We start from the raw sequence: 26,974 nt of genomic DNA on the forward strand, positions 1-26,974 counted from the left end.
TTCACAAAACCCGAGGGGGGCCAATGGCACGCAGCCGCATCGCCGGGGCAGCAGCCATCGCACTCGTCCTACCACTCCTGGGCGTCCTTCCCGCGTCAGCCGCGGCGGCCGCCCCCGCCCAACCGGCCGCCGCGAAGAAGGATGGGCCCAGCGACGTCCGAGAGCTCACCCGCAAGGACTTCACGCTGGACGGCCACAAGGTCCAGACGCCCGCCCGATACCAGCCGCGCGCGCAGGCGCGTTCGGAAACCATGGCAGCAGCGGCGACTCCGCCCGTTGGCACAGTCCGTCAGTGGCTCGGGCTCGACGACTTCCAGGGCCGGTACTACCGCAAGAACTACACGCTGCGGGCAGTTGGCAACAACATCGAGGTGTGGGTCGCCAACGACATCGCTTTCCCGGCCGGCGACTGCCGGACCCAGATCCCCTCGTCGACGCAGATCACCGACGCGCAGGTCACGAACCTCGTCAACGAGTTCGACAACAACATGTATCCGAAGGAGACGGCGGCGTTCAGCACGCCACCGGACCGCGACGGCAGCAACGCCCGGCTCGGGCCGGACGCCAGCGGCAACGGCGGCGTCTACACCGGCGGTGGCAACAAGACCGTCACCCTCGTCGACAACGTCCGGGACGACAACTACTACACGTTCCCGGCCGCGCCGACCTACATCGCCGGGTTCTTCTCGGCCGCGCTCAACGAGTATTTCGACCGCAACGTCATGACCATCGACGCGTTCGACTGGCTGCACCGTACTGGTGCCAACCCGCCGAACGAGCCGACCGGCGACCTGTGCACCAGCCGCCCCGCCCGCCCGCACCTCTACGAGGGGACCTTCGCCCACGAGTGGCAGCACCTGGCGCACTACTACACCGACCCCTTCGAGACGAGCTGGGTCAACGAGGGTCTGTCCGACTTCGCCCAGACGCTGGTCGGCTACGTCGACACCACGGCGACCGTCTTCGACCGGGGAGCCGACAGCCACCTCTACTGCTACCAGGGCTTCGGCACGGTGCAGACGCCGTTCAACACCAACCCGCGGGACTGCGGCGGCCCGGAGAACTCGCTAACGCTCTGGGGCGAGAGCCCCAACCCGAACGCGGTGCTCGCCGACTACGGCAACGCGTACTCGTTCATGCAGTTCCTCCACGACCGGTACGGCACGGACATCATCTCCCGCCTGCACAACGACGGTGAGCTGCAGGGTCTGGCCAGCCTGGACGCGGCGCTGAAGGCCGAGGGCGCCACGAACATGTACCAGGTCATCCACGACTACCAGACGATGACGCTGGTCGACAAGATCGTCGGGGAGCGCCACGGGGTCATGCTCGGCGTATCGAAGAGCCGGGTGACCACGCCGAGCCTGCGGTCCACGGTCAACCTGGCCAACCCGGCCGCCAACGCCACCCCGGGCGCGGCACCGAACGGTGCCGACTACGTACCGCTGCAGGACGCCAAGGGGCAGGTCCTGCGCGGCCGCGACCTGCGGTCGCTGTCGTTCCAGGGCGCCAAGACCCTGCCGCCGCTCCCGCTGGAGTGGACCGTCGTGTCGAACGATCCGGACCGGTCCGGGAACCCCGTCCTCTGGTCCGGAAACGACAGCAACACGGACGCGGGGGCGGTCACGTCGGTCGCCGTGCCGACCGCCGACCCGACGCTGCGCTTCCTCGCCAAGTACGGCGCGGAGGTTGGCTTCGACTACGGCTACGTCACCGTCTCCACCGACGGCGGCGCGACCTACACCGCCATCCCCGGCGACAAGACGGTCGACGGGCCGCTCGGCCCGGCGGTCAACGGTACGACCGACGGGTTCGAGGCACACTCGTACGACCTGTCCGCGTACGCCGGAAAGACCGTCCTGCTCGGCTTCCGCTATGTCAGCGACGGCGGCGTCAACGAGGGCGGGTGGCTGATCGACGACATCACCATCGGCGGCACGACGATCAGCGACGGGAGCAGTCTCGCGCCGTTCGATTCGCCGACCGAGATCAGGCCGATCAGTGTCAAGAACTGGAACCTGCGGCTGATCGGCATCGACGAGCGGCACTCGTCCGCACGGCAGGTGGAGTTCGACGGCAGGTCCGGCCTGACGCTCAGCCGAGAGCAGTTGGCCCTGCTCAGCCCGTTCGAGAAGGTCGTCGCCGTGGTCGCCTACGACGAGCCGACCGAGCAGGTCAACCAGTACGCGCCCTACACCTTGAAGGTCAACGGAGTCGTCCAGCCCGGTGGCGGCGGCGCCTGACCTGACCCGGCAAGATCGCCCGGGCACCTGTCGCCGCTCTGGTGGCAGGTGTCCTGGCGGGCCGGCAACCGGCCGCCGCGTACGTCCGGATGACTGAGCGCGCTCTCAGCCGGCTCGGTCGTCAGCGCGGACGCTGGTCGGTCGACCGCTGGGCTGTCAGCCGAGGTTCCACATCCTCCGGCAGCTCAGCACCGCAGAGCGCGCAGATGTAGTCGTCGTCGCGGACGAGGTTGCGCTCGCCGCAGTCAAGGCAGCGCCGGAAGACGACGGCCGCGGTGAAGCCTTCCGGGCGGCAGATACCCGCCCTGTCGAGGGCGCCCGCCACCGCCAGCCACGAGGTGGGATCGGGGCAGTAGCCGGTGGAGTGGTTGCTCACCTCGGTGACGACCCAGCCGTCCCGCTCGCCGGCGAAGGCGATCTCTCCCGCGCCGAGGACCTCCCCACCGCCGGCGCAGGCGACGTGCTCGCTGCGTCTCGGCGCGAGCCGCAACGTACCGCCGGGGTCGACGACGTAGGTGAAGGGCTCGTCGCGGTCGCGCGGATCTGCAGCCGCCAGGTAGGTGTCGAGATCGACCGGTGATCGGATGGGCCAGCCCTGAGGGGCGTCGGCGACCGACGCCCGCACGTCCGCCGGCCCGACGTACCGGTATCGACGCCCCGCCCCTACCACGCCGCCGACCCTACGCCGGTGCGGCCGCCGTTGTGGACAATCACGGCGGTCCGGCCCGCTGGACCTGACCGCCCGCCCCTCCGATCCCGTCCCCGGGGCCTGGCTCGTTCCGCGTCAACGCCGCACGGCGAGGTCGTTCCCGATCCGCGTGGCGGCGGCCGTCATCGCCGCGACCCGCGCCGGAGAAGCGGCCATTTTCGGTGCTGGGGAGTTGAGCGCCGCGAATCAGCGGGTGAGAGCTGCGAGGAAGTCGTCGACGAGCCGGGTTTGTGTCGCGGCCGGTAGCCGCTCGGGGTCGAACAGCGCCTGAACCACCAGGCCGTGGGTGAACGCCAGCACGGTCGTCGCGAGCCGGCCCGAGTCACCGTCGGGAAGCTCGCCCAGCCGTTGGGCGTCCTCGATGGAGGTGCGCAGGCCCACCCGGATGCGCTCGTAGCGAAGGCTCTGGGCGGCAAACAGGTCAGGGTCGGACAGGGCGACGTCCCAGGAGCCGACCCAGATCCGGTTCATCGCCGCTGCATCGGGGGTCAGCGGGAGGATGTTGAGCATCTGCGTGCGCAGCGCCGCCCGTCCAGGTGCGGGAGCGGCCTGCCGGGGGCGCTGCGCGGTGCGTACCTCGAGGATGTCGAGGGCGTGGGCGATCAGTTCGCGCTTGCCCGCGAAGTAGTGGGTGACCAGTCCGGTCGAGGAGCCCAGGGCCGCCGCAACGGCGCGCATGGTGAGGCCGCCGAAGCCGTGCTCGGCCAGGACCTGCCATACCGCCTCCGAGACGTCCTGGCGCCGGGAGTCATGGTCGGTACGTGCCGGGGTCATGGCCTGTTAGCGTACATGCCAAACGTTTGTTATGTACGGAGGCTGTGATGTTCGCACTGCCCCTCACCGACTCGGCCGTGCTGCGCCCGCTCGAGCCCTGGCACGCAGAGGAGTTCCTCTACCACCTGGACCGGGCGCGCGAGCACATCCTGCCGTGGGTCTCGCCCGCGTTCGTCGCCCGCGACGTAGGCGAGGCTCGCGCGGTACTGCAGCGTTACGCGGACAAGCGGGCTTGCGACGGCGGCGGCATCTGGGGCATCTGGCTGGACGGCCGCCTGATCGGCGGCGTCATGTTCGTCTCCTTCGACACCGCGCTGGGCGTCTGCGAAGCGGGCTGCTGGCTGGAGCCCGGCGCGCAGGGCCGCGGGCTGATCACCCGAGCCGCAGAGCGGATCATCGACTGGGCCGTCGACGAGCGCGGGATTGCTCGCATCGAGTGGCGCACCAAATCGGGCAACGAACGCAGCATCGCGGTCGCGCAGCGGCTGGGAATGAGCCACGACGGAACGCTGCGTCAGGTCTATCCGGACGGAGCGGGCGGACGGATCGACCTTGAGATCTGGTCGGTGCTGGCCGACGGGTGGCGGGCCCGCCGCGCCGGCCGGGCCTGCTCACCAGCCATCATCATGTCCGCTGATGTAAAAGCCGAACTCGACGGCCTGATGGCCACCTTCCTGGGCGCCTTTGCCAACCCGGGCGGCGCCAGGCCGAACGTCGAGGCGATCTACGAGGTGTTCATCCCCGAAGGGATGATCATCAGCAACGTCGGCGCGACCCCGGTGATCTACGACCTGCGCCAGTTCGTCGAACCTCGCGAGAAGATCCTCACCGATGGGACGCTGACCGAGTTCCGGGAATGGGAGACCTCGGAGACCACCGAAATCTACGGCTCGATCGCCCACCGGTTCAGCGAGTACCGCAAGTCCGGCTACCTGCACGGCGAGTGGTTCGAGGGCGGGGGAACGAAGACGACCCAGTTCGTCAAAACCCCATCGGGCTGGAAGATGAGCTCGCTGGCCTGGGACGACGAGCCTGCCTGACGATCGCTGCTCCCGGTCGAAGCGCCGACGTCCCGGAGACCCGGGGCCCGGGCAGGTTCCGATTGGTCCTGCCCGGGCCCCGCTGGTCAGTGGGGCGTGCTGCGGGTGTTCAGCACGATGGCGATCGTGATCAGCCCGGCGCCGACGAGCCCGGTCGAGCTGAGGCGATCGCCGAGGAACAGCGTGGCCAGGAGTGTGGCGACGAGTGGTTCCAGGAGCGCGATCAGCGCTGCCGTACTCGCCGCGGTGGTGCGCAGGCCCCGGAAGTAGAGGGCGTACGCCATCGCGGTGGGTGCGATGCCGAGTAGGAGCAGCAGTCCCACGGCCGCCGGGGTCGGGACGAAATCCATGCTGGATGTCACCGTGGCCGCAGGGGCGAGCACGGCCGCGCCGATCGCGAAGCTCACGCCGGTCCCGGCCAGATCGTCGAGGCCGGCGACGGGCCGGGTGCCGATGACGGTGATGGCGGCGAAGCCAGCTGCCGAAAACAATGCGAGTCCGGCTCCGGTGAGCGCATCCTTGGTGGTGATACCGTCGGCCGGCGTACCGACGAGCAGGGCCAGACCACTGACGGCCAGCGCCACCGTGGCGAGCATCGACGCGCCGATCCGCCGCCGTCTGGTGATCCGTTCAGCGGAGAGGACCAGGGCTGGTGAGGCGCCGATGGTGAGCAGGGTGGCGAGGCTGACGTTGGTCACTGACACCGCGGCGAAGAAGCAGGCCTGGAAAACGGCGGCGAGCAGTCCGTTCACGACCAGCCGGGCCCAGGCGTGCCGGCCGCGTGGCAGCGGCTGCCGCGTCAGACCGAGCCAGATCAAGACGAGTATGCCGCCGGCGGCGAGCCGGTAGGCGGCCACAGCCAGCGGTGACAGCCCCGTTTCGTGGGCGAGGAGGCTGCCGGTGGGGCCACCGGTGCCCCACAGCACGCCGGCGATGACAAGAGACCACAGGCCGGTGGCGGAGCGCCGGGCGGCGGCCACCGGGTGTTCGGAGACAAGCATGAAGAAATCGCTCCTGCGACGAAGGAATTGGGGTCGCGGAAGCGGGGCGTACCGGACTCAGCGCTGCACGGGCCGCGCGTCCAGCCGACACCAGCTGGACACGGTGAGCAGAGGCGCCCCGCTCAGAAGCGCGGCGGGCTGATGATGTGGAAGGTCCGGGCCATGTCCCGATCCTATTCAACGCCGCTGGACGGCACGAACCCGTTTCGCGAGCCGACGCATTCTCGGCAAGGACGACGTCGGCTGTGCGGGATGACACACCGCCGGGTCATCACATGACCGACCGGTAATCCGTCCACAGGGGCGAGACCTACAGGAAGGGACCGAAGCCATGAGAGTTCTGCTCGCCGGCGCCTCGGGCGCCATCGGTACGCCCCTCACCCGCCAACTCCTCGCCGCCGGCCATCAGGTCGTCGGCATCAGCCGCAGCCAGTCCAACGCCGAGCGGCTGCGCAACGCCGGCGCCGAGGCCGTGGTGGCCGACGTGCTGGACCGCGAGAGCCTGCTCGCCGCCGTACGGGGGGTGCGGGCCGACGCGGTCATGCACCAGTTGACCGCGTTGGGCACCACGAAGATGCGGGAGGCGATGGAGGGCACGAACAACCTGCGTACCACCGGAACCGCCAACCTCCTCGCGGCCGCCCGGGCAGTCGGCGCCCACCGCTTCGTCACCCAGTCGATCGTGCTCGGGTACGGCTACCGCGACCACGGCCCGCACGTGATCACCGAGGATGCCCCGTTCGGCGAACCCATGACCGGCCAGTTCGGAGCCGCCGTCGCGGCCATGCGCTCCGCCGAGGAGCAGGTGTTCTCGGCCGACGAGATGGAGGGCATCGCGCTGCGCTACGGATTCTTCTACGGCCAGGACAGCATGACCCGCATGATCGTCAACCTGGTGCGCAAGCGCCGGTTGCCGGTGGCCTCGTCCGCCGGCTTCACCAACTTCATCTACCTGGAGGACGCCGCCGCGGCCACCGTGGCCGCCCTGGAGAAGGGGCGCGCCGGACAGGCGTACAACATCGTCGACGACGAGCCGGTGCGCTGGGGTGACTACCTGGACACGCTCGCGGCCGAGCTCGGGGCGCGCCGGCCGTGGCGGGTCCCGACCTGGCTGCTGCGGCCCATCCCGTACGCCCACGCGCTGATGACCACCTCGATGCGCGTCTCCAACGCCAAGGCCAAGCGCGAGCTGGGCTGGGCTCCGGCGGTGCCGACCTACCGCGAGGGCATCCCGCTGGTGGCGCAGGCGATCCGCTGAACGCCCGTTATCAGGGCGCGCTGGACAGGAGGTTCGGGGTCGGCCAAGATTCGCGGTCATGGCCCAGGCAACGGCTGACCCCACCGAGCGCGGCGACCTGTCCGGCGAAATCCTTGCCGTGGCCGGGCGGCTGGCCGACCTGATCGGCGCCCTACCCGACGCCGACATCCCCATCCCCGGCGCGGAGTGGGCCGTCGCCGAGGCGGCGGCCCATCTGGCAATGGCCAACGAACTCATGGCGACGATCGCCGCCGGCCGACCGGCGGCACACGGGGATGGGACGAAGGCCGGGCTGGCCGCCGCGAATGCCCAGGCGCCGACACGGCGCCGGGGCGGGTCGACTGCACCATCTCGGTCGACCCGGTGTCGTTCTTCCTGTTGAGCGCGGGCCTGAACGGCCAGTGGCCGTTGATCGCGCGCGGGAAGCTGCGGGCGTGGGGCCGTAAGCCGTGGCTGGCCTTCCGGTTCCTCGACTTCTTCGCCATCCCCTGACGGGGTAACACGATCGGGCCGGTGATCGGATTCCGGCCCAGCCGGGATGCTCGTGCTGCACTGCGACCTCGGGGCGCTCGCGGCGTACCGGTCGCGCACCTGGCGGCGACGGTCGTCGGCCTGCCGGTGCTCGCGGCGCTCGCCGGGTGGGTGCTCGCGGGCCGTGACCCGGGATCGTTGGGCCGCCGCCGGGTCACACGCTTACTCAGACAATCCCTACGGGGTCAACGCCGCAACTGTCGGGCGTTGCTGATCAACGTGTCGAGGAGACAGCTGATCAGAGGGTGTTGGCGGGTGCCGTGGCGGATGGCGGCGTACAGGGTGCGGTGGATGTGAGGCTGGCGGACGGGTAGCAGCCTGATCGGGCCGTGGTGCCCGGTTGTGGTGGGTGTGGCGATGCTGGGGAGCAGGGTGACGCCGTGGCCAGCCGCTGCCAGGGCGACGGCGACGGCGAAGTCGCCGCAGTGTGCCACCACGTGGGGTTCGTAGCCGGCCAGGGCACAGGAGCGCTGCAGGATCGCTTCGCAGGAGCTTCCGGCGGCCGGGGCGATCCAGCGTTCGTCGCGCAGTTCAGCGAGATCGACGTCGGGCCCGGTGAGACGGTGGTCGGCGGCGACGGCGACCAGGAGCGGCTCGGTGAACAGGTCGATGCGGTCTTGGTGTGCGGGCCGCCGGTGCGGCGCGAGGCCATATTCACCGGCCAGGACAAGGTCGAGCTCGCCGCGGGTCAGGGCAGGCAGGCTCTCCTCCGGTTCGCACTGTTCGATGCGCAGATCCACCTCTGGCGCGGTGACGCGCAGCGTGGTCAGCACGGCAGGCACCAGTGCGGCACCGAGAGTAGTCGTGCCGATGGTGAGCGTGCCGCGCAGGGCACCACCGATGGTCGCCACGTCGGCTTCAGCGGCCTCTAGCGCGGCAAGCACCTGACGGGCATGTCCGGCCAGGCGGTGACCGATCGCAGTCAGCCGGGCGGTGCGACCGCTGCGGTCGACCAGCGGCACGCCGACTTGGCGTTCGAGCGCGGCGATGTGCTGCGACACCGCCGGCGGGGTGAACGTCAGGGCCCGCGCGGCGGCGGCGACGCCACCGTGCTCGGCCACGGCCAGCAAGACACGCAGGCGACGAACGTCGAGCATAAAGCAACGCTACAAGATAGCTCGAAGTGTTGTTAATGGCGCTTATGGCTCTGCCTCGGCAAGGTAGCGGCATGATCGGTAATCAACGAGTCGGCGTTGCGGTGGGCGTCACCGTGGCCCTGTGGGCGTCGGCGTTCGTGGCCATCCGGGTAGCCCTTCCCGACTTCGGCGTGGCTGGCCTGTCGGTGGGGCGCCTGATGGTGGCGTCGCTGATGCTGGCGGTGATCGCCCCGCTGCTGGGCGTACGCCGACCCGCCCGCTCCGATCTGGCCCGCATCTTCGGCTGCGCCCTGACCGGCATGACGGCCTACCAGATCCTGCTCAACGCCGGCGAACGCAGCGTGCCGGCTGGCACCGCCAGCCTGCTGGTCAACAGCGCGCCGATCGTTGCCTCCGTGCTCGCCTTGATCCTGCTGCGTGAGCGCCTGCACCAGCGCGGCGTCATCGCTCTGGCGCTGGGATTCACCGGCGCCACGATCATCGCCGTGGCCGAAGGTGACGGATTCACGCCCAGCAAGGACGCGCTGCTTGTCCTCGGCGCGGCCGTCGCCCAGGCGTTGTTCTTCGTGCTTCAGAAGCCCCTACTCGTCCGTTACCGAGGGCTGGAACTGACCTGTTACGTCGTGTGGTCGGGCACCGCGCTGTCCCTGCCGCTGCTTCCTGCTCTGGTTCACCAGGCCCCGCAAGCCTCCGGCGACGCCGTCCTAGCCCTACTTTTCCTGGGCATCGCCCCCAGCGCCCTCGGCTTCGTAACCTGGGCCTACGCCCAGGCGCGCCTGTCGGTGGCCGCAGCCGCCACCTCCCTGTACTTGGTGCCGGTACTGGCCATCGGCATCGGTTTCGTCGTCCTCGACGAGAGCATCCCTCCTGCGGCGCTGATCGGCGGCGTGGTCGTCCTCGTCGGTGCCGTGATCAGCCGCCGGGAGGGCACGGGCACAGCCGTGGGTGCCGCCACCGACGCGGGACCGCAGACTCCAGCCGCCAGTTTGGCCCGACCAGCCCGCCATGACGTCGCCCACCCGCACCGCTAGATCAACAAGCGCGCAACTCGACAATTACGTAGGAAAGGATGCCCACTATGGACCTTGTTGCTACGCTGCCCGCCTTTGTCGCCGCGGTCGTGCTGATCTCCGCGTCACCAGGTCCAGCAATGGCGTTGATCATGCGCCGCGCCGCTCTGAAGGGCTTTGCGGCCGCCGTACCGACGGTGCTTGGCCTGGAGACCGGTCTCTACCTCTGGGCATTGTTCGCCGCTGCCGGTCTGGCCGCCCTGGTCGCGGCCTCGGAGGTTGCCTTCATCGTGCTCCGCGTCGTCGGCGCAGGCTTCCTGCTGTATCTGGGAGTGAAGGCGTGGCGGACGGCGTGGCGCAGCCGCAAGGCCGGTACAGGCCTGGAACTCCACGACAGCACACCATCGACTTCGGCGCGCGGCTGGTCGAAGGCGTTCGGTGAGGGCGCGGTGGTGATGCTGGCGAATCCCAAGGCCGCCGCGTTCATGATCGCGTTCTATCCGCAGTTCGTACCCGCCGACCGGCCCTTGTTCGCCACGGCTGCACTTCTCGCCCTGCTTCAGGTCGTTGTCGAGATCGCCCTGTATCTCACGCTGGCCGCGATAGTGGGGCGTGCTGGCGCGTGGTTCCGCCGACCAGCGGTCCGCCGCCGGCTCGATGCGGTCAGTGGAACGGTTCTCATCGCCCTCGGTCTACGCCTGGCAGCTGAGACCCGGTGATTGCACTTTCTGCCGATGTCGCGCTGGTGCGCGGGAAAGCCGCCGAGGTCCTACTACTGCGGGCAGACTGCGGGTACCTGAGGTCGGGGAAAGACGGCGTGACGGTCAGCGCCGCATCTGGAGCCCGGCGGCCAGGGCACCCCTCATATCGACGTACCGGGTGATCTGCTCCTGGACGCGGGCCAGGGCGGCCCGGCGATCCTCGGGCGCCCGGACGTCGTTCACAGCGCTGGCCAGGTCGACCACCCGGGCCGCCGGCTGGTACTGCATCCAGGTGGCGTGCACCTCGACGTCGCTCACCTCCCACCGGCCCGACGCCGCACGAGTGAAGGTGAACTGTGGCACCACCGCCTGCTGGGTGCTCTCCTCGGAGCCGTACGTGGTCAAGTTGCCCATCCCGTACGCGACCCACTTCTTGCCGATCTTTTCGAACGGCTGCACCACGTGTACGTGGTGGCCCACGATGAGGTCGATGTCGGGTGAGGCGAGGAGCCCCCGGGCGAGCTGGAGCTGGTCATCGTTCGGTTTGTTCTGGTACTCCGTGCCCCAGTGCATCGACAGGATGACAATCTCCGCACCCAGGTTCCGGGCCCGCCGAGCCTCGGCCAGGATCGCGCTGCGGTCGGCTAGGTTCGCGGCCCAGTCCTGCCCCTCAGGCCGAGGGATGCCGTTGAAACCGAAGGCGTACGACAACTGGGCCACCTTCACCCCAGCCACGTCGAGGATGTTGGGCCGCGCGGCCTCCTGCGCGCTGCGCGCGGTCCCGGCATGGCGTAGTCCGACCTGGTCCAGCTTGTCGAGGGTGCGGCGGATACCCGGTAGACCGGTGTCGAGGGAGTGGTTGGACGCTGTCGAGCAGGTGTCGAAACCAGCCCATGCCGCGGCATCGGCCAGTTCGGGGGGCACGCTGAAGACCGGGTAACCGGTGAACGGGCCGGACGGCTCCGCCAGTGGGGTCTCCATGTGGCAGATCGCCAGGTCGGCCCGGCTCACCACCGGCCGTACCGCGGCCAGGACCTGGGTGAAGTCGTGGCCGGCGCGTCCGGCGACGAGGGCGTCGGCCCCGGCCTGCGCCGTCAACTCAGGATGTACCAAGAGGTCACCGGCGGCGACGACGGTGATCTTGGTTCTCGGCGCGGGCGAGCGGCTGGCGGTCGAAGCTCCCCCGGGCGGCTTGGTGTCCGCGCGGCCGAGTGTGCCGCTACAGCCGGCCGCGAGTAGGACCGACAGAAGCAGGGCAGACGACACTCTCCTCATATGAACTATCTTCACGTCATCGCAGGAGGTTGGGGCGGGAAATCCGGCAGGTCACCGGCTCTCACCTCTACAGCCGCAGCCCACTCCGCCTGCCAGCGAGTCGATTGGTGAGGAAAAGCGGTAGTCGTACTGGCGGGTTAGGAGGGCACGGTCACCTGCTGCTCCGGGGTCGGCTTGCCGGCGCCCGGGAAATGCACCTCGGTGTCGAAGGCGAGCACGCCGTAGTGCCCGCCCGAGGTGTATCCGCTGAACCGGATCGTGTAGGCGTCGCTGCCCGTCGTCGGGCTGACGGCGTGCGGCACCAGCCGGCCGCAGGACGCGGTGTGCCCGGGCCCGTTCCCGCTCGGTGAGGTGGCGGTGAGGGAGTAGTCCTGTTCGCCGGCGTGGATGACCCGGCAGGTGATGGTCAGGCTCAGCGGCTCACGCGAGTCCGGGAGCCATCGGCCGCCGTCGAGGAAGAAGGGCTCGACGAAGACGTACGGGTTGAGGTAGTAGCGGCCCGTGTCGTTCTTGCGCAGCCGTTGGGTGCAGAAGCGGAAGTTTCCCTTCGTCTTGCCGCTGCGCGAGACGTACACCTGCTGGCCGGCCTGGAGGGTGCAGGTCTGCGACAGCAGGGTGTAGCCGCGGGGGAATTCCGGGGCCGGGGTGGCCCTGGCAGCCGGGGCCGGCGGCGGGGCGGCGGCCGAGCCGGCCCGCGCTGTCGCCGGCGTGCGCGGTTTGGATGTCGGGGAGGCGCTCGCGGCCAGGTTGCTCGGCGTGGGGGCCGGCACCGCGGCGGCACTCGTCGCCGCCGCCCCAGTGGGCGCCGCCGCCCCGACGGTGGGTGCCGAGGTGGCCCAGACGGCGCCGGCAGCACCCGGTCGGGCGCAGCCGGCAACACCGGTGGTCAGCAGCAGCGCCAGTACGCCGCAGCGGACGAGCGGACGGCGCCGCCGGGTCGGTGCGTTCATCGCTGCAGCCCCGCGGTTGCGTAGCCGTCCGGGTAGAACTGGTAGTAGTCGCGGTACCGGACCGTGAAGGTGGTGGTGCCGCGGGGCAGCGAGTAGGTGAGGGTGTACCTGCCGCTGGCGTCCAGCTTGCCGCGCCAGAACTCCCGCTCGGCCCCGCCGTTGGTCGACGCGGTGATCCACCAGTAGTTGTCGTCGCCGATCGGCGAGCTCCAGGTCACGGTGAGCTGCGCGGTGCCCTTTTCCTTGCCGGTCCCCACCTGGGCGGTGACGGCGAGGTCGGTGATCGGCGGCGTCGGCGGGTGCGCCGGCCCGAAGGAGTGCAGCAGCTGCGTTTCTTGGTAGGGGTCGGTCGAGCTGACCGCCCAGGCCCGGGTGCCGTCCCGGTTGACCAGCAGCGTGCCCTCCCACAGGCTGTCGCCGCTGCGGAAGTCGACGGCGTACGTCGGGACCGTGCTGCCCTTGTCGTAGAGGTAGACGTCGGCGTCACCGGTGGAGGTCGAGGCGCGGCCGATGGCGACGGTCGAGCCGTCCCCGGACCAGGCGGCGTCCTGCGGATAGACGCCGCTGGGATAGACGGTGGCGTCGCCGAGATCCGGCAGCCGGTACGAGTGGTGCTCGTACGGGTGGCCGACCGTCTCCACCACCTCGGTGCCGTCCGGGCTCACGGCGTAGTCGATCAGGTTGCTGCCGGTGTTGTCCCGCCGGGCGAGGATCCTCGGGCTGTCACCAGAGACGTCGATGGCGTACGTGGTGACCGGCGAATAGCCGGTGTCGCCGGCGACGAGGAGGCCCGGCGCGCCGGGGCTGGCGTCGATGATCGGGTGGTAGTTGGGGCCCGCGGTGTAGACCACCGGCGGGCTGCCGGGGGCGGACCAGATCAGCAGACCGCCGGAGCCGATGCCCGCGTCGATGAACCCGCCGACGACCTTCTCACCGGTCGGTTCGACGGTGTACAGCCAGGCGCCCGGGGGTGCGGGGTAGCTGGCGACCATGGTGAGCGTATCGGCGTCCAACGCGACGATCCGGTTGAAGCCCTGGGCCACGTACAGGATGCGCCCGTCGTCGCTGAGGACGAGGTCGGAGATGTCGCCGACGGCCGTGACCCGGTTCAGCAGCCGGCCGTCGAGGTCGGTCACCACCAGCGGCAGCCCGCCACCGACCCCCTGGGCGATGTAGAGGCGGCCGCGCGCCTCGTCGAGCTCGATCGCCAGCAGGTCGTCCACCGGCAGCTGGGTGCCGACGCTCTTCAGCGGGACCGTCTCGGCGGCGGCCGGCGCTGTTGTTAGCAGCTCGCCGGCGCTGAGCCCGATCGCCGTGAACATCCCGGACGCCAGCAGTTGACGACGCCGCATGACACCTGCTTCCTACTCGTTGCTCATAGCTGAGCAGTTCGGATAATTCGCTCTCCGCCCAGCGGTGGTTGGGCTGGAGTCCTGGACCGGCAGTCTGGTCCGGTGGCGATCGTTCCGGTCCTGCAGGATCTGCTTCACCACGTGGTGTGGGGTGTGCAGGGCGATGTCGGGGTCGCCGGCTCTTTGCAGGATGTTGATCGCGGCGTTCACGTCGGCCTGCCACGCCACCCCGCACGAGGTGCAGTGAAACCGGTCCCCGCTGCGGCGGCCGAACCGGCCGCAGCGGTGACAGGTTTGTGAGGTGTAGGCGGCATTGACGAGAACGAGCGCAGAACCTCTGCGCTCCGACACGCTTTTCAGGGCCTCGGCGGTGACTCCCTTGGTCCACGTGGCGAGACGCCGGTTGATGTTCTTAGGAAGCTTTTTGCGGCCGGTGAAGCGCTTGGTGAGATCCTCGGCGATCACGGTACCGGCCTCGTCCACGACCTCGTGCACCGCGGTGAAAATCTCCGTCCGTACCCGCGCCCGATGCCGTGCCGCCTGCCGATCCCGCTTCACCGCGCCGAGATTGTTGACCGTTATCCGGTGCGCTTTCGCGTGATCCCCACGCAGGGCGGCGCTGTTCGCGATCGAACGCAGCTTCGCCCGCCGCCGGTTACGTTCCTTCAACCGGTCCGACTCACTGGACAGCATCACGCCGAGCCCTACACCGTGGGGCTGGCTGTCGGAGTCGGTCAGGGCTTCCGTGTAGCCCTTGTCCACACCGAGCCTTCGGTCGCCGCACGGCCGCTGCGACGACCGCATCTGCGCCGCGTCGATCTGGTAGTGCACCTCAACCCGGCCGCTGCGCAGGACCAGCCGCAACGTACCCGTCGGCGCCACGGTCGTGGACAGCGGAATCCTAACCATCTTGCGGGGCTCGAGACCGGGAACCGCCAGCCACAACCGGCCCCTCCGATCGACGGCGGTGCTGTACTTGTCGGCGCGCACCACGATCTGATGATGCGTGCGGTTGCGCCCACGCTTCCAGTGCTTGCGCATCTGCCGGGCCAGGAACGGGTCACTGGCCCACTGGTCGGCCTTCAAGGCGGTGAACATCCGCTTACGCTCGGCCGGGTCGTTGGTGCGTCGGCTTATCGCTCGCCGGACGTCGACCTTGGCCGCCTCGAGGTTCGCGGCGATGTCGGCCATGGCGTCGCGGAGGGTTTCCTTCCACGCGTTCGCCAGCACGCCAAACCGGATGTGCGTGCCGTCGACCAGCCACCGGTCCCGTACCTGCCGATCTGCCAACCCAGACCCAACCCCGGCGATCGAGCCGTAGCGCTGCCACACCTCGCTGCGCACCCGGCCCAACCGGCGGGCCTGCTCCACCAGGGCGGCGTACTTGCCCGGATTCAGTCGGGCCGAATAGGCGATCCGGGTGACCTTCACCGGTCACCGTCCATGGTCAAGTCCGTCCTTTTCAGCTCCTTCTCGTAGCGGCGCAGACCGTACAGGGAGGCAGAACTGTTGCATCGCCGCCACCTGCAAGGCCAAGTCGAACTTCTGACCCGGCGACGAGACCCGGCAATACACCACAACCTTCCGCCGGTCGGCGTCGAAGCCCGGCTGTAGCGCCCTGGCACATCCGAATCGTCGAAATACCGCTGCCCGGGCGGCAAACGACGGCCCGTGATCCGGCCCCCGCCTCCCACCGACGCACCGTGCTCACCGAACGGCCCACCCACTTGGCAACCTCGCCGATAGGTGCTTTTCACAACAGTCGATTATGGACGGCTCTCGAAAGGAAAGCGACCGCTAGTAGCTGCTCCTCTGTCGGCCAGCCGCCGTACCGACGGCAGCCGCCGCGGCGGCCGGCGGGCAACGCGACGACCCGTGCGAGCGGTTGAGAGGGACTGTTGAGGGCTCTCGTCGCGGCCGATCCGGGCCTGTTGTTGTCAGCGCGCATGAGGGCTCGGCTGAGTGCGGCATTGGGGGCTCGGTTGGGGGCGTCGGCGATTCGAGGCCCCAGACGAGTCTTGTCGAACTGCTCTGTCAGGTGTCTGAGCTGCGGAAACCCGGCCAGACAGGAACCGACCTGCAAGATCAACCTATCCCGACTCCCTAATGTTTCTTAGGGACCCCAGGGGTTCTTACGCCGGGCGGGAAAGGTCAAGAACGGGGGCGGCCGGATCTACATCAACGAGGCCTGCGAGTTCTTCGCGCCGCTCGGCAGAGGCGGCAGTAGTGTCCTCTACGTCTACCTCGGGTCGCTCGGCGACGACGCTTGGTTCCCCGCCCCGGAAGTTCCAGGCAGGGAGTAGCTGACGCGTTCAGCCGAGCGGGTGCTCTCATCGATGCAAAAGGGCCAACGTCAGCCGGTCAACGTTCGTTCTACGGCACTGAACCGGATTCGTTCCTGCTCCAGGCGCAGCGCGGGCGCGTACCGGTTGGCGACCAGATCGCGGTACAGCTGCAGCTCCTCTGCGGTCAGGTGGGCGAGTTCGGTCGTGACCGGGGCGGCCTCGCGGCCCCAGTGCGCCCGGTGGCCCAGCAGCGTCTCGGAGTCCATCAGCACCGACGTCGTGTGGGGAAACACCTGCCGGAGCCGGTCGAGGATGGCGAACCCGTGGGTGTCGATGTCGCCCCAGTAGGTCAGCTCCCGATCGTGCAGCCAGGTGAGCGGCGCCAGCGCGCGCACCGCGTAGCCGCCGCCGAAGACCGCGACCGTGCCGGGCATCGAGGGAAGGGCGAGGTGCGTCGTCTCGTTCTCCACGACGAGCACCCGGGCGACGTCGAGCGGGGTCCGGGCCAGCTCGTCGACGCGGACCGTCACCTCGCTGAACGGGCCGAGCGCCGCGGGGGCGGGGCGGTCCAGTGCACGCAGCCGTACGTACGTGGGCTTGGTGCGGAACCGGTATCGCTCGGCGAACCGGGCCGGCGGCTGTGCCGGGTCGATCCGCTCGGGTGCCAGCTGCCGGTCCAGCAACTGGGCCAGGACGGTGCGGTGCTGCTCGATGAACTTGGTGTCGACGCCGGGAACGTCGATCTGCCGCAGGTACCGCCCGGTCGTGGGGTGCCGGTCGATCCAGCGCACGACCTCGACCAGGCGGGCCCAGCTGTCCGCGTTGTCCAGGACCTTCATCGGCTCGGCGGTCATCCACTCGACGAGTGCGGGCGCGGCCTGCCGCGTCAGATCCAGCAGCCGCGTGAACGTCTCCACGTTCCGCCGTACGCGCAGCAGGGCCCACGCCTGGTCGGGAGTGTCGATGGAGGCCCGGTGCGGCACCTCGTTGCTGCCGACGAGGCGCCCTCCGACGCGCTTCCAGTCGAGCCGGATCAGGGCCGGATCGACGGCCTTCCACTCCGCGAGCCAGTCCTGGGCCGCGCCGAAGCGCTCGGCCACCTCGGCCGCGGTCGGCGCGCGCAACGGGACGACAACCGGTTCCCAGCGCTGCCGCGCGTACGCGGTGAGCAGTTCCCCGGAACTCCACCGCCGGCGCACTTTCGTCAGCAGCTCGGACGGGGTGGACCAGCGCCATGCCGCCACGGTCACTCCTCGACGCTGATCAGATGGGCGAGCTGGTGCACGTCGCGCTTCTGGTGGTACTCCTCAATGGTGAGGCTGCGCAGCCGCGAGTCGCTGCCGGTGGGGTTGTCCACGAAGCCGACGGCGGAGACGTACGGCTCGATCACGTGGATCTTCTGCAGCGGAGTGACGATGAGCAGCTGCAGCCCGAGCCGCTGGAACAGCGCGAGCGCGAACCGGGTCGACTCGTCGGAGCCACGGCCGAACGCCTCGTCGATGACGACGAAGCGGAAGGTCTGGCCGCGGTCGGTGGTCAAATCGAGCTTGAACTGGTAAGCCAGGGACGCGGCAAGGATCGTGTAGGCGAGCTTCTCCTTCTGCCCGCCGGACTTGCCGCCGGAGTCGCTGTAGGTTTCGTGCTCGCTGTCGTCCTCCCGCCACCGCTCCGAGGCCGAGAACACGAACCAGTTGCGCACGTCGGTCACCCGCCGCGCCCACGCCTTGTCGATCTCGGTGAAGCCCGGGCGGCCCCGGAACCGTTCGACGAGCTGCTTGACCTGCATGAACTTCTGTTCGGAGTACTGGTCGCTGTCATCGCGGGCAAGCGAATTGTCGGTGCAGGCCCGCAGGTCGTTGATGAAGTCGCGGATCTCCACGTTGGGTGTGCGGTTCCCCTCCAGCCGGATGTAGCGGCCGGGGTTGTAGTCGATGCCCACGAGAGACCGGTTGATCGTGTCGATCCGTTCCCGGATGAGGTCGGCCTGCTTGTGCAACTGCGAGTGGAAGCCTGCGATGTCGCGGATGGTGTTGGTGTTGAGGTACGTCTTGAACTCGCTCTCGAAGCGCGGCAGGTCGTCGCGCACCAGCCGGTCGTGCATCGCCCGGTATTCCGGCGCGGACTGGATCGAGCTGTCTAGCTCGGCGGCCTCGACCGGGTAGGTGTTGCGGAAGTCCTCCATGGCACGCACCGCCCGGTTGCTGGCCAGTGTCTGCCGGTGGGCTGCCTCGTTGCGGTCTTTGGTGAGCTGCCCCTCGACGGCGTTCCGCAACTGGTCGTAGTCCTCCGGGCTCGGCAGCGCGGTGTCCCCGACCAGCTCGGCCATCGCCGCGAACCAGGGTTCCGCTTCCCGCACCGCCGGCTCCCGCAGCAGCGCCTCGGCGTCGCGCTGGCCGTGCGCGGCCTGTTCCAGATGTACGTCGGCCTGGGCGATGCGGCGCTGCAGGTCGTCGCGCTCGATGCTGCCGCCGTCGATCGCCTCGAGCACCGACTTCAGCTGCGCGGTGACCCGCTCCAGTTCCCGGGACGAGCGTTCGAGCTGCTGCTTCTCCTGGCGCAGCCGCCGCACCCGCTGTGCCGAGGACTGCCAGTCGATGTCGGTGAAGTCGGTGAACTCGACGAGCTTGCCCAGCACGCCGAGCCGGCGGTTGAGCGCGCCGAGCCGATCGCCGGCAGCGTCCCGCGTCTTCGTTGCCTGCGCCTTGTCGGCGGTCAGTACGCGCGCCTTGGTCAGCAGCGCATCGATCTTCAGCTCGATGCTCCAGCCCAGCACGTAGGTGCTGCGGTCGTCGATGCGGCTGCGGTCGTCCTTCTCGTGCCGGCCGCCGGTGTCCTTAACCTGGCCGGCCCTGGTGATCGCCCGTTCGGCGCGGCGGAACTCGTCGATCGTCTGCAGGCACTCGTAGCCGGCTCGGCGGCGCAGCTGGCGCTCCAGCCAAGGCTGGAACGGCGATTCCCGCATTTCCAGCTTGGCGAACAACTGCCGGTCGGCGTCGGCCGGCAGCGGCTCCGCCTGCCGGGGCAGCGTCGCCGGTACCCGGTAGTAGACGAGACGGCCGCCGAGATGGTGGCGGTCGACCCAGCCGGCCACGGCCGGGTAATGCTCGTCCGGCACCAAGATCGACAGCGCGAACCCGCGCAGCAGCCGCTCCGCCGCTCCCTCCCAGTCGGCGGCGTCGGCCCGGACCTGGATCAGCTCGCCCACGAACGGCAACGCCGCCTCCGGCAAATCCAGCTCGGCGCAGATGCGCGCCCGCATGTCCAGGTTTCGCCGGGGAATGTTGCTGCGCCGCTCCTGCAGGCTGCGCAGCTCGGCATTCACCTCCCTCTCCTGCTGCTCCAGCTCCCGCACCCGCACCGCGGCGTCGGTCAGGTCGTTCTGCAGGGCAGCGCGCTGCTCCTCGGCGCCGGTCAGCTCGTCGGCGACCTCCCGTTGCCGGGCGGTGAACTGCTCGATCGCCTCCACCGCCGGTAAGTCAGCGTTGGCCAGCAGCCCGCTGAATCGCTCGAAGCGGCGCCATCGTTCGTCGCGGGTGCTCTCGGCGTCGGCGATCTGCCGTTCCAGTTCGGCGATCCGGTCACCACCGTGCCCGGCGCGCTCAAGCTCCAGGCGCTGCCGCTCGCCGTCCAGGTCGGCCAGCCTGGCCCTGGTGGCGGACAACTGCGCACGCAGCTCCGCGAGCTCGGCGGTGTGCGCGGCGACCCGGGCGGCATACAGCTCGGCCTTGCCCCGCGCGCAGAAGTACGGCAGCGCCTCCCTCTTGGCGTCCAGCTCGCCGATCGTCTGGCCGTACGCGTCGTAGGCGTCGCACGCGTCGAGCAGCGGCTTCAGCGCGGCCAGCTGTTGGCGGGCCTTGACCACCGCCTCGTGCGCCTTGGTCAGGTCCTGGAAGTGCTCGACGAGGCGGCGGATCCAGTCGCCGGTGTCGAACGGCTCCAGCATGTGGTGGCGGACGAAGTCGTTGAGATCACCGACCGCCTTCATCGACACGGTCTGGTGGAACAGCTCCATCGCCTGGTCCGAGGCAATGCCGAGGCGGCGACGGAAGTCCTTGCCATACTCCGGGAAGTGGTCGTACACCTTGGCGCCGGACTGGCGCAGCCGCCGCTTCAGCTGGCCGATCTCCGAGCCGAAGTCGGCGAAGTCGCCGGCAATGCTCAGCTCCTGACCGGAGGTCACGTAGAAGCGCTCCGGCTGGCCCGGGTTGCCGTCGTGCAGCCAGAACACCTGCGCCAGGCTGACCGTCGCCCCGCTGACCGGCTCCGCGAAGACGCCGAGCAGCACCGAGTAACACGAGCCGCGGCGCAGGCCGACCGGCTCGGATGCGCCGGTCTTCTCGTTTCGCTCCGACTTGTAGTGGCCCTGCACATAGGAGCGCAGCGAGCGTTCCCGAATGTCGGCGCCGGCCGCCTTGTTGTACGAGATCCGGTTGGCCGGCAGCAGCAGCGTGGTGATGGCGTCGACGACGGTGGACTTGCCGGAGCCGATGTCCCCCGTGAGCAGGGCGTTGGCGCCGTCGAGGCGCAGCATCCAGACCCGGCCGTCGAACGTGCCCCAGTTGTGCAGCTCCAGCCGTTTCAGGCGAAACCCGGCGAGGGTCGACGGCACCTCGAGCATGCTCACTTCGGTCAGGGTTTCGGTCATCTGGTCGCCTCCAGCTCGGCGGCGTACTCCGCCAGCCGCGCGTCGAAGTCCGCCAGCCACTGCGCGTCGACGAAGGCCTTGATGATGCGGCGTACCTCGTACGTCGCCTCGGCGTCGTTGATGCGCCGCAGGAACCCCAGCTCCACCACTTTGCCGATGTGCGTGTCGATCTGGTCGATCAGTCGGGCCTCGCTGGTCGACGCGGGCAGGAAAACCGCGCACTGGTCCACGATCTGTTGCCGGGTCAGCACGAGCCGGGTGTCGGCGTTGCTGGCGTCGAATTCGGCGAGCTTCTTGCGCAGCAGCGCCAGCAGCAGGCTGACGTGGAACGACAGCGCCCGGCGAGGGATGAGCCGGCGGATCGCCTGCTGCCCGTCCGCCTCGTCGTCGCCCGGCTGGGAGCGCAGGAACGCGTACCCCTCCGCTTCGTCGATGACGACGGTGAGGCCGAGCACGGCGACATAGTCGCGGACCTGCGCCTGCAACCGCATCAGGTGATGCCACGGCACCGGGTGCGTGTCGCGGTAGACGACCCCTTTCATCAGGTGGACAGCCGCCACCGACAGGCTCGGCTCCTCCCTTCTGGTTGCGGCCATCACACACGATCCAATGCCGGAACCCTGCGCAGGAACGAGACGGCGGGCAGGAGCGCTGTCCGAGTCCGCCCGTCCGGGTCGTACCACCGCACCTGGTCTCGCCGGTCCTCGTCGAAGACGACGTCGAAACCCGGGTCGCGCAGCGACAGGTATGTCACCAGCTCGGCCAGGCCCTGCTCCAACGGGCGGTTGGCCAGGACCTCTGGCAGGGAAACCTGCGAGCTGCGGCGCAGCGCGGCGCGCACGGCATCGGTCAGCCGGACCGGGTCGACATGCACCTGCTCGAACAGGCGGGAAACGTCGACGTCGGGCTCCCCGGTGTCGACCGTGCTGTCCAGCGGCTGCTTCGCCCGAGGCCGGTACAGCGGACGCTCCATCGGCAGCACGACCTGCGGGGCGGCCGCATCGAGCTCGAAGACCAGCCCGTCCGTCCGCTGGTCGCGCAGCGCCAGCGCGTGCGTCTCGATGCCGCGCAGGAGGTCCATCACCCGCCGGTTCTCCAGCCATACCTGGTCGTCGAGGAACCGGCGCAGCTGCTCCGACAGCAGCCGTACGGTTGCCTGGGTGCGCTCTGCGGCGTCGAGCCAGTCGTAGTGGATGCGCCGCATGCGCGGATCGGATGCCCCGATGACGTCGAGCGACTGCACCCGGGCAAGCAGGTCGCTGAACTCCTGCTGGCGTTGCGGAGACAGCAGGAAGTCGTAGAAGGCATGGAAGCTGCGGCCCTGGTCGGAGTCGGCGATCGCGTGCCGGCTGCCGACGACCTCGTCGAGCAGCTCGCCCTTCGAGCCGCTCCACGTGGCGATCTTCTCGCGCAGCGCCCGATCGAGCGCCCGGAAGTTCGCCTCAACCTCACGGAAGTCGGCGAGCAGCCCCCGCGCGGTTGCCACGAACTGCTGGTACCGATCGCGCTGCGCCGCTCCGTCGAGCACCTCCACCTGACCGGCACGCACCTTGGCGATCTCGGCGTCGATCGCCTCACGACGCGCTTGCAGCTCCGCCAGCCGGGCGTCCGGGTCGGTCTCCGCGCCGTAGACCATCTGACGCAGCAGCTCGAGCACGATGTTGAGCCGGGACTCGGTACCGACGAACGACCGGGCCTGCAGCGACTGCACCCACGACAGTGCCCGCTCCACGGCCGGAGTCGCGTCGAAATGCACCTGGTCCGAGTCGGGCGGATAGTACTTGCGCAACCAGCCGACTTCCGGCTGCGCCCAGTCGTCGAGGTACGACTTGGCGGCGCGCGGGAAGGTGCCCGCGCCGAGACGCTCATTGAGTGCGAACAGCTCGTCCTCCAGTCGCGCGGTCAGCTCGACGCCAGAAATGGAGCGCACGTTCTCCTCGACGAACACCCGCCCGAGGAAGCTCAGCACCAGAGCGGCGTGGTCGGCGCGCAACAGCCGCCACGCTGCGTTGTTGCGGCGCAGCCACTCGACCTCGTCGAACTCGATCGTCACCGCCGTATGCCCGTCCCTAACCGCTCAGCCAACTGTCGCCCATGTTAGAGACCGGGAGTGACATCCGGCTCTGGCCAGTGGCCGGTGGCCCGGACGGCGAACGCCAGACCGCGGGGTCGGACGGGATTCATCGGTCCGGGTGCGGTGAGTTTCCCGGCGCCCGACGGTCCTACCGGGGTGAGGACCTCCGCGATCTCCTTCGCCGTCGGCGGGACGCTGGCCCGCGCGGACATCCCCGCCCTCTGCGCTGAGCTGGCCGAGGTGCTGCGCGGCCGGGACCGTGGCGTGGTGGTCTGCGACGTGACCGGGGCACGCCCCGACGTGGTCACCGTCGAGGCGCTGGCCCGGCTGGGCCTGACCGCGCGGCGGCACGGCTGGCGGCAGATGGTCACCGGCGGCAGCGCCGATCTGCTGGAACTTGCCGACCTGCTCGGCCTGACCGGCCTGTTATTGCAGCCGGCCGGGCAACCCGAACAGCGGGAACAGGCGGGCGGTGTCGAGGAAGTTGTTGACCGCCGCGATCCGTCCCCCTGAGATCTCCAGCACGATCAGCGCCCAGGGGTCGTGGCCCGAGCCGTCGAGGCTGGGGCGGTACTGCCCGAACGCCGGCAGGCCGTTGGCCACCACTGGCACCAGGCGGGAGCCCCGGCAACCGCTGCCCGTTCCGGCCATCCAGGCGAGGATGTCGTCGTGGCCGCGCAGCCACAGCGGCAGCGGCGGCATGGACAGCGTGGCGTCCTCGTGCAGCAGCGTGGTGAGAGCCTTCAGGTCGTACGCCTCGAATGCGCGCACGTACCGCGCGACCAGCGCCTTCTGCTCGTCGTCCAGCGGCCGGTAGACCTCGGCGGCGGTGTCGGTGGTGGCGAGGGTGGCCCGGGCCCGCTGCAGGGCGCTATTGACGCTCGCCACCGTGGTGTCGAGCAGGTCGGCCACCTCCTGAGCCGACCAGGCCAGCACCTCGCGCAGGATGAGCACAGCCCGCTGCCGCGGCGGCAGGTGCTGCAGCGCGGCGACGAACGCCAACCGGACGGACTCGCGGCCGGCGACCACCTCGGCCGGGTCGCTGCCCTCCGGCAGGACCCGGCTGTCCGGCGCCGGGCCGACCCAGATCTCGTCGGGACGCGGCTCGCCCGGGTGGGTGGCGCCGCCGGACCCGGCGGGACCGAGGTCCATCGGGCGGACCCGACGCTGCGCGCTGGCGAGCATGTTGAGGCAGACGTTCGTCGCGATCCGGTACAGCCAGGTCCGCACTGCCGACCGCCCTTCGAACCGCTCGAAGCTGCGCCACGCCCGCACGAAGGTGTCCTGTACGGCGTCCTCGGCCTCGAAGGCGGAGCCCAGCATCCGGTAGCAGTAGCCGGTCAGCTCCGGCCGGTACGCCTCCAGCTGTGACTCGATCGGTGCGCTGGTCGCCACGTCACTCACGCCGACAAATCTAGCCGGTACCCCGCTGGTCCGGGCCCGGCGAAAATCCGTGCCGCCCACGGCGATGAGTCTCCGGCGTTCGCCCGGTCACTAGGGCATCGGATGCCGACACGACACGAGGAGCACCTCATGACCACCACGCAGCGGACCGCCGAACCCACCGCCTCCGTGCAGTACGCCGAGGTCAACGGCGTCAACCTGTACTACGAGGCGCACGGGGCCGGCGGCCCGATGATCCTTCTGCACGGTGGGCTCGGCTCGGGTGAGATGTTCGGGCCGATCCTGCCCACGCTCGCCGACGGGCACCAGGTCATCCTGGTCGACCTGCAGGGGCACGGCCGGACCGCCGATGTCGACCGGCCGCTCGACATCACGCTGATGGCCGACGACGTCGCGGCCCTCATCGACCACCTCGGTTTGGAGAAGCCGGACGTCGTCGGCTTCTCCCTCGGCGGCGGCGTCGCGCTCCAGGTCGCCATCCGCCACCCGGAGAAGGTGGGCCGCCTGGTTTCGGCGTCGGCGAACATCCGCCGCAGCGCCATCTACCCCGAGATGCTCCAGCAGCAGGGCCAGGTCTCCGGTGCGGCCGCCGAGTTCATGAAGGACACCCCGATGTACGAGCTGTACCAGCGGGTGGCGCCTCGCCCGGAGGACTTCCCGCGGCTGCTGGACAAGATCGGCGAGGCGATGGCGAAGGACTTCGACTACACCGAGCAGGTCCGCGGCCTGCAGGTGCCGACGCTGGTGGTCGCCGCCGACGCCGACATGGCGCCGCCGAGCCACTTCGTCGAGGTCTTCAACCTGCTCGACGGCGGGCTGCGCGACGGCGGCTGGGCGGGCGAGGGGCGGCCGAAGGGCGGGCACGCGCTGGCCATCCTGCCCGGGCTGACCCACTACGACCTCGTCGACTCCCCGCTGTTCGCCGCGGTCACGCTCGCTTTTCTCGACCAGGAGAGCTGACCCTGGTCCTGTCGCCGGGCGCGGCGGCCAGCCGGTTGGCCGGCCGCCGCGGCTCGCGTCGGTGGCGGCGGTCAGTTCCCGCTGCGGTACGGGCCGTCCACGTAGATGAGCGCGTCGCCGACGGCCCGCTCGGTCGACCCGCTCGGCCGGTTGACCAGGGCTCCCTCGACGGACATCGCGGTGGAGCCGCCGCCGTCGAGGTTGATCGCGTCGTCCATGCCGAGCGCCTGGGCGACGGCGGCCGTCTCGTCCATGGTGGTGCCGACGCTGGTGGTCTGGCGGCCGTCGATGGTCGCGAGGACGATCTTGCCGTCGCGGGTGGTGCCGGCGATGGTACGGGGGTTGCGGTCGAAGAAGCTGCCGGATCCGGCCGGTACGACGATCTGGCCGTCCGCCGTCAACGGGTACCGCCCGTTCACCCCGAACAGCCCGGGCCGCACGGGAAGTTCCTCGCCGTTCTGGTCGGTCAGGGTTGAGGTCTGGCTCACGCAGCCCTGTCCGGTCGCGTTCAGCAGGGCAACGGTGTCCCGCCCGGTGGCCTGCAGCGAGGTCTGGCCGGTGGCCAGGGTGGTGCCGCGGGTGGTCGAGGTACGGACCACGCAGCCGAGCCGGTCGAGCACGACCTCCGTGCCGGCGCCGGCCGGGGTGGCCGCGGCGAACTCGGGGGTGAACTCGACGACGTCGCCGGGGAGGGTGCACTGGGTCTGGTCGGCGAGGGTGGCGCAGCCGCCGGGCACGACCGGCGGGTGGTTGATGAACTCCAGCGGCAAGGTGGCGTCGGTCTGCCGGTTCCGTACGCTGCCCGACCAGGTCAGCTTCCCGGTCATGGCCCGGTTGCTGTTGGCGTCGACGACGAAGTTGACCTCGGCCGGGTCGGTGGTGGGCTCGCTGAGCAGCTTCCCGCCGAACAGCCCCAGCCCGACCGGGTCACCGGGGTAGAGCTGGCTGGCGGTGAAGGTGAAGAAGGAGGCGTTGACCCCGGCCAGGGCGCCGGAGGCGCGGACGAGGTCCGTGGTCTTCTCGACCTGGCTCAGCTTCGGGCCGTACGTCGCCTGCAGGTGGCCACGGGCCTTGCTCGGGTCGATGGTGAGCACGTTGACCACCCACGGACCCCGCGTGGTGATGTTGACCTGGTCGGCCGGGGCCGGCTCGGTCCCCCGCACGATCCGGGTGAGGGTGACGCCGTCGGCCAGGGCGCGATCGGTGCGTACCTCGGTCAGCTCGCCGTCGCCGAGCGGAAGGGTGCCGGCGGCGGCCTCGGCGCGGGCCCCCGGAACGACACCGAGAGCCACCGCGGCCAGCGTGGCCGCCGCGATCACCCCGGCCCGGCGGAAGCGGGACAGGTCAGGAGTGGAAACTGTCATGTCCGTGACCCTGGCGGCGCCACGGAACCAGGTACCCGACACTATCTGACAACCACCGCCGCGCTGGCACGGTGGGATGACGACAAGCGGGATGCCGGATAGGTTCTGCACGATGCCGGTAGCGGCTTCAGCCGATCAGGTGAGCGAGCACTGCGAGCACCCGCCGGTTGTCGTCATCGGACGGCGGCATGACCAGTAGCTGCACGTTGACGTCCACAGGCAGCGCCACGGTCGGGGCCGGCCTTCCACAGGCTGGTGGCCGCCGACCCGTGGTCGGCGGCCACCCGTGTCCAAGCGGCGA

At 69.8% G+C, this 26,974-nt stretch carries 22 protein-coding genes and 1 pseudogene; 9 read left to right on the plus strand and 14 right to left on the minus strand.

From position 1 onward, the window contains the following. The first annotated feature begins 23 nt into the window (after positions 1–23). Positions 24–2,243 carry a choice-of-anchor J domain-containing protein gene (locus tag GA0070613_RS03360; protein ID WP_089010940.1) on the plus strand — a complete coding sequence of 740 codons (2,220 nt, stop codon included), beginning with the start codon at positions 24–26 and terminating at the stop codon, positions 2,241–2,243. A 121-nt stretch (positions 2,244–2,364) separates the two neighbouring features. On the opposite strand, the gene GA0070613_RS03365 is transcribed toward GA0070613_RS03360, so the two are convergent. Further along, on the minus strand, positions 2,365–2,913 hold the full coding sequence (locus tag GA0070613_RS03365; RefSeq protein ID WP_089010941.1) for a hypothetical protein: 549 nt from the start codon (positions 2,911–2,913) through the stop codon (positions 2,365–2,367). Between the two features lie 225 nt (positions 2,914–3,138). Next, positions 3,139–3,726, minus strand: a complete 588-nt coding sequence (locus GA0070613_RS03370; RefSeq protein ID WP_089010942.1) for a TetR/AcrR family transcriptional regulator — start codon at positions 3,724–3,726, stop codon at positions 3,139–3,141. Positions 3,727–3,773: 47 nt separating this feature from the next. On the opposite strand from GA0070613_RS03370, the pseudogene GA0070613_RS33195 reads away from it, so the two are divergent. Next, a pseudogene (locus GA0070613_RS33195) lies at positions 3,774–4,322 on the plus strand (GNAT family N-acetyltransferase); the annotation flags it as partial. Between the two features lie 530 nt (positions 4,323–4,852). On the opposite strand, the gene GA0070613_RS03380 reads toward GA0070613_RS33195, so the two are convergent. Further along, positions 4,853–5,767, minus strand: coding sequence for a DMT family transporter (locus GA0070613_RS03380; protein WP_089010944.1), 915 nt, complete (start codon positions 5,765–5,767; stop codon positions 4,853–4,855). Between the two features lie 331 nt (positions 5,768–6,098). Here GA0070613_RS03380 and GA0070613_RS03385 point away from each other — a divergent pair, with 331 nt between their 5' ends. From GA0070613_RS03385 to GA0070613_RS33920, 3 genes are read left to right on the plus strand one after another with little or no spacing between them, the layout of a single operon-like run. Beyond that, entirely contained in the window at positions 6,099–7,025 is a 927-nt protein-coding gene (locus GA0070613_RS03385) for an NAD-dependent epimerase/dehydratase family protein (RefSeq protein ID WP_089010945.1), read from the plus strand. 58 nt (positions 7,026–7,083) lie between these two features. Beyond that, positions 7,084–7,407: a maleylpyruvate isomerase N-terminal domain-containing protein gene (locus GA0070613_RS03390; RefSeq protein ID WP_197699039.1), complete on the plus strand. Its 324-nt coding sequence runs from the start codon at positions 7,084–7,086 to the stop codon at positions 7,405–7,407. Continuing rightward, positions 7,389–7,517, plus strand: a complete 129-nt coding sequence (locus GA0070613_RS33920) for a hypothetical protein (RefSeq protein ID WP_269459029.1) — start codon at positions 7,389–7,391, stop codon at positions 7,515–7,517. Before GA0070613_RS03390 ends, GA0070613_RS33920 begins: the two co-directional genes overlap by 19 nt. Positions 7,518–7,741: 224 nt before the next feature. Here GA0070613_RS33920 and GA0070613_RS03395 read toward each other — a convergent pair whose 3' ends face one another. After that, a complete protein-coding gene (locus GA0070613_RS03395; RefSeq protein ID WP_089010946.1) occupies positions 7,742–8,653 on the minus strand; it encodes a LysR family transcriptional regulator in 912 nt (303 codons plus the stop codon). A gap of 71 nt (positions 8,654–8,724) precedes the next feature. Between GA0070613_RS03395 and GA0070613_RS03400 the strand changes: the two genes are divergently transcribed. Together GA0070613_RS03400 and GA0070613_RS03405 are read left to right on the plus strand one after the other, a co-directional pair. Beyond that, a complete protein-coding gene (locus GA0070613_RS03400; protein WP_089010947.1) occupies positions 8,725–9,684 on the plus strand; it encodes a DMT family transporter in 960 nt (319 codons plus the stop codon). A 47-nt stretch (positions 9,685–9,731) separates the two neighbouring features. Then, positions 9,732–10,382 (plus strand): LysE family translocator, encoded by a 651-nt coding sequence (locus tag GA0070613_RS03405; RefSeq protein ID WP_089010948.1) that lies wholly within the window; start codon positions 9,732–9,734, stop codon positions 10,380–10,382. A 105-nt stretch (positions 10,383–10,487) separates the two neighbouring features. Here the strand turns inward: GA0070613_RS03405 and GA0070613_RS03410 are convergent, their stop codons facing one another. From GA0070613_RS03410 to GA0070613_RS03445, 8 genes are all read right to left on the minus strand, one after another. After that, positions 10,488–11,639 (minus strand): CapA family protein, encoded by a 1,152-nt coding sequence (locus GA0070613_RS03410; RefSeq protein ID WP_089010949.1) that lies wholly within the window; start codon positions 11,637–11,639, stop codon positions 10,488–10,490. Positions 11,640–11,776: 137 nt separating this feature from the next. Beyond that, positions 11,777–12,589, minus strand: coding sequence for a hypothetical protein (locus tag GA0070613_RS03415; protein ID WP_089010950.1), 813 nt, complete (start codon positions 12,587–12,589; stop codon positions 11,777–11,779). Then, positions 12,586–13,941, minus strand: a complete 1,356-nt coding sequence (locus GA0070613_RS03420; RefSeq protein WP_089010951.1) for a hypothetical protein — start codon at positions 13,939–13,941, stop codon at positions 12,586–12,588. Before GA0070613_RS03420 ends, GA0070613_RS03415 begins: the two co-directional genes overlap by 4 nt. 12 nt (positions 13,942–13,953) lie before the next feature. Beyond that, positions 13,954–15,372 (minus strand): RNA-guided endonuclease TnpB family protein, encoded by a 1,419-nt coding sequence (locus GA0070613_RS03425; RefSeq protein WP_089010952.1) that lies wholly within the window; start codon positions 15,370–15,372, stop codon positions 13,954–13,956. Between the two features lie 922 nt (positions 15,373–16,294). Further along, entirely contained in the window at positions 16,295–17,476 is a 1,182-nt protein-coding gene (locus GA0070613_RS03430) for a Wadjet anti-phage system protein JetD domain-containing protein (RefSeq protein WP_089010953.1), read from the minus strand. Then, positions 17,473–20,871, minus strand: a complete 3,399-nt coding sequence (locus tag GA0070613_RS03435; RefSeq protein WP_089010954.1) for an ATP-binding protein — start codon at positions 20,869–20,871, stop codon at positions 17,473–17,475. The genes GA0070613_RS03430 and GA0070613_RS03435 overlap by 4 nt, the downstream gene beginning before the upstream one ends. After that, positions 20,868–21,467 carry a DUF4194 domain-containing protein gene (locus GA0070613_RS03440; protein WP_197699041.1) on the minus strand — a complete coding sequence of 200 codons (600 nt, stop codon included), beginning with the start codon at positions 21,465–21,467 and terminating at the stop codon, positions 20,868–20,870. Before GA0070613_RS03440 ends, GA0070613_RS03435 begins: the two co-directional genes overlap by 4 nt. Beyond that, on the minus strand, positions 21,467–22,924 hold the full coding sequence (locus GA0070613_RS03445) for a DUF3375 domain-containing protein (protein WP_197699042.1): 1,458 nt from the start codon (positions 22,922–22,924) through the stop codon (positions 21,467–21,469). Before GA0070613_RS03445 ends, GA0070613_RS03440 begins: the two co-directional genes overlap by 1 nt. Positions 22,925–23,101: 177 nt before the next feature. On the opposite strand from GA0070613_RS03445, the gene GA0070613_RS03450 reads away from it, so the two are divergent. Continuing rightward, positions 23,102–23,458: an STAS domain-containing protein gene (locus GA0070613_RS03450; protein WP_157746259.1), complete on the plus strand. Its 357-nt coding sequence runs from the start codon at positions 23,102–23,104 to the stop codon at positions 23,456–23,458. On the opposite strand, the gene GA0070613_RS03455 is transcribed toward GA0070613_RS03450, so the two are convergent. After that, positions 23,372–24,349, minus strand: coding sequence for a sigma-70 family RNA polymerase sigma factor (locus GA0070613_RS03455; RefSeq protein ID WP_089010957.1), 978 nt, complete (start codon positions 24,347–24,349; stop codon positions 23,372–23,374). The two genes, GA0070613_RS03450 and GA0070613_RS03455, sit on opposite strands and share 87 nt — an antisense overlap. Positions 24,350–24,478: 129 nt before the next feature. Between GA0070613_RS03455 and GA0070613_RS03460 the strand changes: the two genes are divergently transcribed. Further along, entirely contained in the window at positions 24,479–25,309 is an 831-nt protein-coding gene (locus tag GA0070613_RS03460) for an alpha/beta fold hydrolase (protein WP_089010958.1), read from the plus strand. A gap of 71 nt (positions 25,310–25,380) precedes the next feature. On the opposite strand, the gene GA0070613_RS03465 is transcribed toward GA0070613_RS03460, so the two are convergent. After that, positions 25,381–26,625, minus strand: a complete 1,245-nt coding sequence (locus GA0070613_RS03465) for a phosphodiester glycosidase family protein (RefSeq protein ID WP_408630987.1) — start codon at positions 26,623–26,625, stop codon at positions 25,381–25,383. Positions 26,626–26,974 lie beyond the last annotated feature (349 nt).

Source organism: Micromonospora inositola (assembly GCF_900090285.1).
GTDB lineage: Bacteria > Actinomycetota > Actinomycetes > Mycobacteriales > Micromonosporaceae > Micromonospora > Micromonospora inositola.